Origin of the sequence: Pseudomonas sp. GZD-209, from assembly GCF_049310485.1 — a bacterium.
GTDB classification, from domain to species: domain Bacteria; phylum Pseudomonadota; class Gammaproteobacteria; order Pseudomonadales; family Pseudomonadaceae; genus Aquipseudomonas; species Aquipseudomonas sichuanensis.
This window is the reverse complement of record NZ_JBMOWQ010000242.1, coordinates 1-8767: the sequence shown is the minus strand read 5'-3', so window position 1 is coordinate 8767 and position 8767 is coordinate 1. Positions and strand designations below refer to the sequence as shown.

Genomic DNA, 8767 nt, shown 5'->3' with positions numbered 1-8767 from the left:
GTTGGGTGTGTAAGCGCTGTGAGGCGTTGAGCTAACCAATACTAATTGCCCGTGAGGCTTGACCATATAACACCCAAGCAATTTGCGCGTAAGCCGAATTGTGGTGGTGAAGACGAAAGACCCGAAAATTCGTAAGACCACAAATTCACATATCCGAATTAGCCAAGAGTGTTCACAAGACATTCTGGGCAACCGAATTTCTTGACGACCATAGAGCATTGGAACCACCTGATCCCATCCCGAACTCAGTAGTGAAACGATGCATCGCCGATGGTAGTGTGGGGTTTCCCCATGTGAGAGTAGGTCATCGTCAAGATTCATTTCGCAAAACCCCTATCTGCGCATGCAGGTAGGGGTTTTGTCTTTTCTGCCAGGACGAAATCAGCGCTTCAGCCGCGAGCCAGTTCGGCAAGGTGCGCTGTCACTTCCTCGCTCTTGAGCACCAGCACATCACCTTCCAGAGCGTCGAGCACCACTTCAGCGGTGTTACCGATCAAAGCCCCGGAAATGCCTGTCCGCGCCACGGTACCGATGATGGTCACCACGGCGTCGTACTTCTTCTCGGTAAAGGGAATCAGTACATCAGCCGGCCCCTCCGCTACGTGCAGGCGTTCCTCGCTGATGTCGAACTCTGCCTGGAAGGCCTTGCAGGCATCGCGATAGCGCTGCTCGATGGTCTCGGTAAGCTGGTAAACCGGGTCGGACGCCGACAGCATGGGCGAGGGATGTGCGCTGATCACATGAAGCTCACCTTTGGCCAGGCTGGCAATGTCATAGCCATGGTCGATGATGCTCGCATGCAGCCTGCGGTGGTCTTCATCCTGGTTGCCCACATCTACCGCTGCCAGGATCACCCCGCCAGTCCACGGCCGCTCACTCTTGACCATCAGCACCGCACAAGGGCACTGACGCAGCAGTTTCCAGTCACTGGGCGTGAGCAGTGCCTTGCGTAGCGGGTTATCCGGCCGATGCTCCTTGATGACCAGCTCACAACCTTCGGCCTGCTGCACACTGATGATGGTTTCATGCAGGGTGTCGTGCCTGGCCTGCTCGTGGGTGACATTGTCAAACCCGTCATCGTGCAACTGGCTGCTGAGCAGGCTCAGTAGCGCACTGTGGTCATGCTTCTTGTCGCACATCAGCAGGTGCAGGCGAGCGCCGGTCACGCCGGCGATCAGCTTGGCCCGGGTCAGGGCGCGGCTGTGGGCGTGCTCGGGGTCGAGAACGACAAGGATGCTGCGAACGGCTTGCATGGCGTGAACTCCCTTCTGGATGGCGACCAATGCCTGACTATAGTCGGCGCACCTCCTGCCGCCGCTTGATATGCGTCAAGAATAGCCACTGGCACTCGCCGCTGCCGCCGGTATAATCGCCGGTCCTGCAGATATCTTTCGTGATTGTGAGTGTTATGTCCCAGATTCCTGAAATCGACGCCTTCCTCGGCTGCCGTACCCCAGACGCCTGGATCGAGGCGGCGCTGGCCGACCAGGAAACCCTGCTGATCGATCACAAGAACTGTGAATTCAAGGCGGCCAGCACTGCACTGAGCCTGATCGCCAAGTACAACACCCACCTCGACCTGATCAACATGATGTCGCGCCTGGCCCGTGAAGAGCTGGTGCACCACGAGCAGGTGCTACGGCTGATGAAGCGACGCGGTGTACCGTTGCGGCCGGTGTCGGCCGGGCGTTACGCCTCGGGCCTGCGTCGCCTGGTGCGTGCCCACGAACCGGTGAAGCTGGTGGACACGCTGGTGGTGGGGGCTTTTATCGAGGCGCGCAGCTGCGAGCGTTTCGCTGCTCTGGTACCGCACCTGGACGAAGAACTCGGTACCTTCTACCACGGCCTGCTCAAAAGCGAAGCCCGGCACTATCAGGGCTACCTCAAGCTGGCCCATGTGTACGGCGATGAAGCCGAGATCGCCCGAGTCGTCGAGCAGGTACGGCAAGCAGAAGCCGAACTGATCAGCTCGCCCGACCAGGAAATGCGCTTCCACAGCGGCATCCCCATGGCCCACGCGGCCTGATCGGCCGCTATTGGCGGCGCCCCAGCAGCAGGCCCACCACCAACCCGAAGCCTGCAGAAATCGCCACCGTCTGCCACGGATGACCGCCGAGGTATTGCTCGGTGGCATCGACCACCGGTTGCGCCTTCTGGCCCAGGCGACTGGTGGCGTCACGGGCCTGGCGCAGCTTGAGCCCCAGTTGGGCGCGCAGGCCGTCGGCGTCTTCGCCGACCAGCGATGCACTGTCACTGAGCAGTTTCTCGGACTCCTCGATCAACGCCTGGAGTTCGCTGAACACCTGGTCCTTGATCTGTTCACCATTGTTTTTCGCGGCGGTATTCCTGGCCATGTACACGTCCTCGTGCAGAGTGGGGTTGAACAGTGGATGCCGTGGCGTCGGGAAAGTTGCAGCGACTTACCGGCGCTCGGCCGCTACGGTGTAAGATAGCGCCCATTTTTCAGTGGCAGGTATTACCCATGAGTTTCAATCTGGCCAACATGAGCTTCGCGGAACGGGCGCAGATCGAGGCAGAGAAAGCGCGCTTGTTCCAATATTGGCAAGGCAACCTGGCCAAGGCCAAGGGTGAAGCAGGGCGGCTGATTGCAGAAAAGCCGCGACGCAAGAGCAAGTGGGCAGAGTGGGTGCGTGCCGAACTGGACGGCATGTCGCCGCCCGAGTTCACCCAACTGGTGCGCAGCGAGGTCAACAAGCTGATGGCTGCCGCCAACACCGGCCGCTGAGTCAGGGCAATTTCAACCGGCCCCTGCACCACCCAGGTCGAGCCACTCCTGCCGAGTGATCTCCCATACTTCCTGCGCCAGGCAACCGCTCACGAAGTTGCCTTGCCCAGTGCGCAGCAGGCGCATGCCGCCGCGCTGGGAAACACGTCTTGACGCTTCATTGGGCGCCGCCTTGGGCACGCGCATGACCTCGCGCTGCAAGGTGTTGAACCAGAACCCATCGACCACCGCGCAGGCCTCTGTCATATAGCCCCGGCCCTGGTGGGCGGGCGCCAGCCAGAAACCGCGGTTGTTGTCGGGCAGGTCCATCAGGCTGATGCTGCCGATCAGTTGCTGCGGGCGTTCGAGCAGGCGGATCGACCAGTGCCACTCACGCCCCGCAGCGATCGCCGGCAGGCAGATATCGCGCAGGTAGCGCAAGGCACCATCCTCCGGATAGGGCCACGGCACCAGGGCATTCAGGTAGCGCACCACTTCCCAGTGGGGGAACAGTTGCTGGATGGCCTCTGCGTCGCTCAGTTGCAAGGGGCGCAGCAGCAGCCGGGCGGTTTTCAGTTCAGGCGTAGAAGACATTGGTAGCTCCTTTACCAATTCAGGATGTTTACCAGCCGGCTGCGGTGGCAGCAGGCAAGTCCAGTTTGCCTTTGTCGGTGAAACGCACAGTACCCAGCGGGCCGCCGGCCAGTTTGCCGCGCAGCACATAAGGCAGCCCTTGCAGCGAATCCACCCGGCTCAGGCCGTAGGCCTGGCGCAGGAAGGCGAAGGCGGTGACGCTCACCGGCACCACGATCACGGCTTCGTCGTAACGGCCGATGTGCCCACGCTGGTCACTTACGCCAGCCGCCAGGGGCTGGTCGTTGACCTCGAGATTGAGCGCGATGCCATTGAAGTCGACCGGTGTTTCGTTGGGGTTCTGCACGCGGATCTTCACCGCCATGCGTATCTCCAGGTCCTGGCCGGGCAGGGGGTCTATGCCGATCACACTGATGTTCAGCGGGTCGCGGTTCTGCAACAGCGCGCAGGCATTGAGGCCCAGAGCCAACAGCAGGATCAGGCAGCAGCGGAAAAGCATGGCGTTCACGGCCTCGACTTACGGGCGAGCCTGCAGTGTGGCAAATGCACGACGGCGTTTAAAGTACTGACCACCCCTCAACCAAACACCGCGAGCAAATCCTCGACAAAGGCCCGTTGCGCTTCCCCCGGCAGCTGCCCGCGATGCCGCGCCAGGGTAAACGGCACGATGAAATCCAGCCCGGTATCCAGCGCCCGCAACAGCCCTTGCGCCTCCCACGGCGCGGCGCAATGGCAGGGCAGGTAACCGATATGCCGGCCCGACAGCACCAGCGTCAGCGCGCTGTCGATCTGCTCCGCCACCGCCATGCTGTGGCGGCTCTGGAACGGCTCGCCGTGCTTGAGAAAGCGATAGGGGTGGCGCACCTGGTCAACCTCCAGCAGTTGCTCCCGGCTGACATCGACAGCCTCGAACAGCGCGTGTCCCGCGCCGCAGTACAAACGCTGGCGTTCATCGAACAGCGGTTGATAGTCGAACGCCGCCTGGTTGCCCGAAAAATAGCTGATCGCACAATCCAGCCGCTGCTCCAGCAACAGCCTTTCGAGCTCTGCCGGCGGGGCGCTGATCAGTTCCAGCTGCACGGCCTCGTCACGCTGGCGAAAACGCGCGATGGCCTGGGCGATGCGCAGGGTGACACTGCTGTCCTGGTTCTCGGCAAGGCCGATGCGCACACTGCCCAGCAGGCGCCCGGCAACGCCGTTGGCCTGTTGGCGAAACTGCTCGATCTGCAGCAGCAGGCCACGGCTCGCCTGCAGCAGCAGTTCGCCTTTTTCGGTCAGGCGAAACCCGCCTTTGCCGCGGCTGCACAGGCGATAGCCCAGGCGCGTCTCCAGCTTGGCCATCTGCTGGCTGATGCTCGGTTGGCTGAGCCCGAGCACCCCCTGTGCGGCACTGAAGCCGCCAGCCTCGGCTACAGTCACGAACAGCCGCAGCAGGTGCAGGTCCAGGTCATGGAGTTGTCCAAGCATTACATTGCTCCAGGTGAATGTCAGCTTTACACAGTTGCAATTTTTGCAATGTAACCCGGCAGGCATGCTGGCGGCATCCACCCATTTGCCGAGGTGTCCGCCATGCGTCGAACGCTGTGCTTGCTGTCCCTGCTGATCGCCTTGCCACTGCAGGCCGAAGAGAAGGTCGTCAACCTCTACAGCTGGGCCGACTATGTCGCCCCGCAAACCCTGCAACGCTTCGAGCAGGAGACCGGTTACAAAGTCCGCTACGACACCTTCGACACCACCGAAGTGCTGGAAACCAAGCTGCTCACCGGCCGCAGCGGTTACGACGTGGTGGTGCCGTCGGCCACCGTGCTGGCCCGGGCGCTCAAGGCCGGCGCACTGCAACCGCTGGATGCGCAGTCGATGCCAGGCTACGCCAATCTTGACCCGGATCTTTTGGCCAAGCTGGCCGAAGCCGACCCGGGCAACCGCCATGCCGTGCCCTACACCTGGGGCACGCTGGGCCTGGGGGTGAACGTCGAGGCGGTACGCCAGCGCCTGGGTGATGTCCCCCTCGACAGCCTCGACCTGCTGTTCAAGCCCGAGTACGCCAGCCGCCTCAAGGACTGCGGGATCGCCATGCTCGACTCACCGCAGGAGGTGATCGGCCTCACCCTCAACTACCTGGGCAAGGACCCTTACAGCCAGGACAAGAAAGACCTGGACGCCGCCCAAGCCCTGTTGCAGCAGTTGCAGCCGTCGGTCAGCTACGTGGCCAACGGCCGTCAGATCAACGACCTGGCCAACGGCAGCGTATGCCTGGCACTTACCTACAACGGCGACGCCGCCACCGCCGCCGACCAGGCCCGCCGCGCCGGCAAGCCGTTCGAGCTGATCTACCGCATCCCCCGTGAAGGCACCCTGGTGTGGCAGGACAACCTGGTGATCCCCAAGGATGCCCCGCACCCCGAAGCCGCCCGGGCCTTCATCGCCTTCATGCTGCGCCCCGACTCGGTCGCCGCCCTGACCAATTCGCTGTTCTTCGCCAACGCCAACCAGGCTGCCACGCCGCTGGTGGATGAGGCGATCCGCACCGACCCGGACATCTACCCCCCGGCCGAAGTGCGCCAGCGCCTGTTCGCCGACCGCAGCATGGCGCTGTCCGACCTGCGCCAGCGCAATCGCCTGTGGACCGCCTTCCGCAGCCGCCAATAACAACGACAACACCAGGAGACAGACCGTGGATCTCGCCCAGGACAACGACCAGGCCATCACCCGTGACAGCCTCTACGGCACCGCCGCCGAGAGCACCTACGCCGGCATCACCAGTTTTTCCCGGCGCCGCTACAGCCGCGATCTGCGCGGGGTCGATGTGGTGGTCAGCGGGGTGCCGTTCGACACCGCCACCAGCAACCGCCCGGGGGCGCGCTTCGGCCCGCGGGCGATCCGCGCCGCCTCGGTGCAGCAGGCCTGGGCCCGGCACTGGCCGTGGGCGTTCGACCCGTTCGACCACCTGGCAGTGATCGATTACGGCGACTGTGCGTTCGACAGCGGCACGCCGGCGTCGGTACCCGACAGCATCGAGGCCCATGCCGAACGTATCCTTGAAGCCGGCTGCGCCATGCTCACCCTGGGCGGCGACCACTTCATCAGCTACCCGCTGCTCAAGGCCCACGCCCGCCGCCATGGCCCGCTGGCGCTGATCCATTTCGATGCCCACAGCGACACCTGGCCCGACGAGGAAGGCAAGCGCATCGACCACGGCACCATGTTCTGGCACGCCGCCCGCGAGGGCCTGGTAGACCCGGCGCGCTCGGTGCAGATCGGCCTGCGCACCACCAACGACGACAGCCAGGGCTTCGCCATCCTCGATGCCCGCCAGGTGCATCGCCAGGGCACCGAGGCGATCATCGCGGCGATTCGCCAGCGGGTGGGGGACATGCCTGTGTACCTGACCTTCGACATCGATTGCCTCGACCCGGCCTATGCGCCCGGTACCGGCACCCCGGTGTGCGGCGGCCTGAGCACGGTGCAGGCGCTGGAGATCCTCGGTGGCCTGCGCGGCATCAACCTGGTGGGGATGGACCTGGTGGAAGTGGCGCCCGCCTACGACCATGCCGACATCACCGCCCTGGCCGGGGCGACGCTGGCAATGGAGATGCTTTGCCTGTATGCCGCGCGGCACAAAGTGGACTGAATTCACGCAGACGATCGCGGGGCAAGCCCGCTCCCACGGTATGACTGCCCCAAGGGTTGGATTGATGTCCAACTTCCTGAGGGCAGTCCATAGCGTGGGAGCGGCGGTGCGCCGCTGCGACTTGCCCCGCGATGCGTGGAAAGACCCATACTGAAACATCACGAATCATCTCAATCCGCATTCTCGCTTTTGTGTCGAACCCTGCGCGCCTTAGGCTATCCAACCCTGGAGCGCGCCTTTTCGTACGGAGGTGAAGCATGAATCCCACACTGCCAGCCCTGGCCATTGGCCTGTTGTTGAGCCTGCCGCTGCAGGCCGCTGCCGTTGCGCCCGTGCAATTGGCCGCCAACGACAGCAACAACCCCTACAACAGCCCGATCCAGCGCGCCAACCCCAACAGCCGACAGGGCAGCGTGCCCGCCACCCCTCCGGTGCGCGGCCCGTCCACCCAGCCCAACCCGCGCCCGCCGACCCTCGAAAACCGTGGCATCGGTAACGGCGACAACCTGCGCCGCGAGCAGCGGGCGCCCAACCTGGAACCCACCCGGCCAGCGCGCGATTCGCTACGCGTGCCCTGAGCCCCCTCGAAGGAACCGAGCATGACGCCACGCACCTGGTTGACCACCCTGGCCGCCGCCAGCCTGTTTCCCCTGCTGGCTCACGCCGCCGCGGAGCAACAGTTTCCCAGTGAACAAGGCCAGCTGACCGTCAGCACCGTTGCCGACGGCCTGCGCAACCCCTGGGCCCTGGCCTTCCTGCCGGGTAGCACGGACATGCTGGTGACCGAGCGCCCCGGCAATCTGCGTATCGTCAACGCCGAAGGCAAGGTCGGCCCGCCGCTGTCCGGTGTACCCAAGGTCTGGGCCGAAGGGCAGGGCGGGCTGCTCGATGTGGCGTTGTCACCTGACTTCGCCAAGGACCACACGATTTACCTGTCGTTCGCCGAAGAAGGCGCCGACGGCAAGGCCGGCACGGCGGTGGGCCGTGGCCAGCTGTCGCCGGACAGGGCGCGGCTGGAGAACTTCACGGTGATCTTCCGCCAGCAGCCCAAGCTGTCGGTGGGCAACCACTTCGGCTCGCGCCTGGTGTTCGATCGCGACGGCTATCTGTTCATTGCCCTGGGCGAAAATAACCAGCGCCCCACCGCGCAGGACCTGGACAAGCTGCAAGGCAAGATCGTGCGCATCCTCCCCGACGGCAAAGTGCCCAACGACAACCCCTTCGTCGGCCGCGACAAGGTGCGCCCGGAAATCTGGTCGTTGGGCCACCGCAACCAGCAAGGCGCCGCGCTCAACCCCTGGACCGGCAAGCTGTGGTCCCACGAGCACGGCCCGCGCGGCGGCGACGAGATCAACATCCCGGAGCCCGGCAAGAACTACGGCTGGCCGCTCGCCACCCACGGCATAAACTACTCGTTGTTGCCGATCCCCGAGGCCAAGGGCAAGCATGTCGATGGCATGGTCGACCCGCACCATGTGTGGGAGAAGTCGCCCGGCATCAGCGGCATGGCCTTCTACGACAGCCCGAAGTTCAAGGCCTGGGACCACAATCTGTTCATCGGCGCGTTGGCCACCCAGGAGCTGATCCGTTTGCAGCTCAAGGGTGACAAGGTGGTGCATGAAGAGCGCTTGCTGGGTGAGCTGAAGGCACGCATCCGCGATGTGCGGGTGGGACCGGATGGTTACCTGTATGTGCTGACCGATGACAAGGATGGCGCCTTGTTGAAGGTGGGGTTGAAGCAAGGCTGATCCAGCCAATCGCGGGGGGAGAAAGGTCCCCCCCGAGAGAGGGGCTTTCCCACCACGGGGGCGAAAATT

General features: G+C 63.8%; 11 protein-coding genes and 1 rRNA gene. 7 read left to right on the top strand and 5 right to left on the bottom strand.

The window, feature by feature from the left end; genetic code table 11:
- Window positions 1-200: 200 nt before the first annotated feature.
- A 5S ribosomal RNA gene (rrf, locus tag ACO6VM_RS24080) occupies window positions 201-316 on the top strand.
- Window positions 317-389: 73 nt separating this feature from the next.
- Here rrf and ACO6VM_RS24075 read toward each other — a convergent pair.
- On the bottom strand, window positions 390-1253 hold the full coding sequence (locus ACO6VM_RS24075; RefSeq protein WP_422403901.1) for a universal stress protein: 864 nt from the start codon (window positions 1251-1253) through the stop codon (window positions 390-392).
- A 155-nt stretch (window positions 1254-1408) separates the two neighbouring features.
- Here ACO6VM_RS24075 and ACO6VM_RS24070 point away from each other — a divergent pair, with 155 nt between their 5' ends.
- Complete coding sequence (locus ACO6VM_RS24070; protein ID WP_258704773.1) at window positions 1409-2026, top strand: tRNA-(ms[2]io[6]A)-hydroxylase; 618 nt, start codon at window positions 1409-1411, stop codon at window positions 2024-2026.
- 7 nt (window positions 2027-2033) lie between these two features.
- On the opposite strand, the gene ACO6VM_RS24065 is transcribed toward ACO6VM_RS24070, so the two are convergent.
- A complete protein-coding gene (locus ACO6VM_RS24065) occupies window positions 2034-2354 on the bottom strand; it encodes a DUF883 family protein (protein ID WP_125464806.1) in 321 nt (106 codons plus the stop codon).
- 128 nt (window positions 2355-2482) lie between these two features.
- Here ACO6VM_RS24065 and ACO6VM_RS24060 point away from each other — a divergent pair, with 128 nt between their 5' ends.
- Window positions 2483-2746, top strand: a complete 264-nt coding sequence (locus ACO6VM_RS24060; RefSeq protein ID WP_390969135.1) for a hypothetical protein — start codon at window positions 2483-2485, stop codon at window positions 2744-2746.
- Window positions 2747-2758: 12 nt separating this feature from the next.
- Here ACO6VM_RS24060 and ACO6VM_RS24055 read toward each other — a convergent pair whose 3' ends face one another.
- The 3 genes from ACO6VM_RS24055 to ACO6VM_RS24045 all read right to left on the bottom strand — a co-directional run bounded on the left by ACO6VM_RS24055 (window position 2759) and on the right by ACO6VM_RS24045 (window position 4786).
- Window positions 2759-3319 (bottom strand): GNAT family N-acetyltransferase, encoded by a 561-nt coding sequence (locus ACO6VM_RS24055; RefSeq protein ID WP_422403900.1) that lies wholly within the window; start codon window positions 3317-3319, stop codon window positions 2759-2761.
- 28 nt (window positions 3320-3347) lie between these two features.
- The gene (locus tag ACO6VM_RS24050) at window positions 3348-3818 is read right to left on the bottom strand and encodes an LEA type 2 family protein (RefSeq protein ID WP_401059413.1); all 471 of its coding nucleotides are present in this window, start codon (window positions 3816-3818) and stop codon (window positions 3348-3350) included.
- A 77-nt stretch (window positions 3819-3895) separates the two neighbouring features.
- Window positions 3896-4786, bottom strand: a complete 891-nt coding sequence (locus ACO6VM_RS24045) for a LysR family transcriptional regulator (protein ID WP_422403899.1) — start codon at window positions 4784-4786, stop codon at window positions 3896-3898.
- Between the two features lie 102 nt (window positions 4787-4888).
- Here ACO6VM_RS24045 and ACO6VM_RS24040 point away from each other — a divergent pair, with 102 nt between their 5' ends.
- From ACO6VM_RS24040 to ACO6VM_RS24025, 4 genes are all read left to right on the top strand, one after another.
- Window positions 4889-5968 (top strand): extracellular solute-binding protein, encoded by a 1080-nt coding sequence (locus tag ACO6VM_RS24040; RefSeq protein ID WP_258704770.1) that lies wholly within the window; start codon window positions 4889-4891, stop codon window positions 5966-5968.
- Window positions 5969-5993: 25 nt separating this feature from the next.
- Window positions 5994-6950: an agmatinase gene (gene speB / locus ACO6VM_RS24035; protein WP_422403898.1), complete on the top strand. Its 957-nt coding sequence runs from the start codon at window positions 5994-5996 to the stop codon at window positions 6948-6950.
- A gap of 257 nt (window positions 6951-7207) precedes the next feature.
- Window positions 7208-7528, top strand: a complete 321-nt coding sequence (locus ACO6VM_RS24030; RefSeq protein WP_401059409.1) for a hypothetical protein — start codon at window positions 7208-7210, stop codon at window positions 7526-7528.
- Window positions 7529-7549: 21 nt separating this feature from the next.
- The gene (locus ACO6VM_RS24025) at window positions 7550-8698 is read left to right on the top strand and encodes a PQQ-dependent sugar dehydrogenase (protein ID WP_422403897.1); all 1149 of its coding nucleotides are present in this window, start codon (window positions 7550-7552) and stop codon (window positions 8696-8698) included.
- Window positions 8699-8767 lie beyond the last annotated feature (69 nt).

Bases quoted from the DNA above. Each gene is read 5' to 3' on its own strand.
- ACO6VM_RS24025 (WP_422403897.1), top strand. From the start codon at position 7,550: ATGACGCCACGCACCTGGTTGACCACCCTGGCCGCCGCCAGCCTGTTT.
- ACO6VM_RS24050 (WP_401059413.1), bottom strand. From the start codon at position 3,818: ATGCTTTTCCGCTGCTGCCTGATCCTGCTGTTGGCTCTGGGCCTCAAT.
- ACO6VM_RS24065 (WP_125464806.1), bottom strand. From the start codon at position 2,354: ATGGCCAGGAATACCGCCGCGAAAAACAATGGTGAACAGATCAAGGAC.
- ACO6VM_RS24055 (WP_422403900.1), bottom strand. From the start codon at position 3,319: ATGTCTTCTACGCCTGAACTGAAAACCGCCCGGCTGCTGCTGCGCCCC.
- ACO6VM_RS24075 (WP_422403901.1), bottom strand. From the start codon at position 1,253: ATGCAAGCCGTTCGCAGCATCCTTGTCGTTCTCGACCCCGAGCACGCC.
- ACO6VM_RS24060 (WP_390969135.1), top strand. From the start codon at position 2,483: ATGAGTTTCAATCTGGCCAACATGAGCTTCGCGGAACGGGCGCAGATC.
- ACO6VM_RS24070 (WP_258704773.1), top strand. From the start codon at position 1,409: ATGTCCCAGATTCCTGAAATCGACGCCTTCCTCGGCTGCCGTACCCCA.
- ACO6VM_RS24030 (WP_401059409.1), top strand. From the start codon at position 7,208: ATGAATCCCACACTGCCAGCCCTGGCCATTGGCCTGTTGTTGAGCCTG.
- ACO6VM_RS24045 (WP_422403899.1), bottom strand. From the start codon at position 4,786: ATGCTTGGACAACTCCATGACCTGGACCTGCACCTGCTGCGGCTGTTC.
- ACO6VM_RS24040 (WP_258704770.1), top strand. From the start codon at position 4,889: ATGCGTCGAACGCTGTGCTTGCTGTCCCTGCTGATCGCCTTGCCACTG.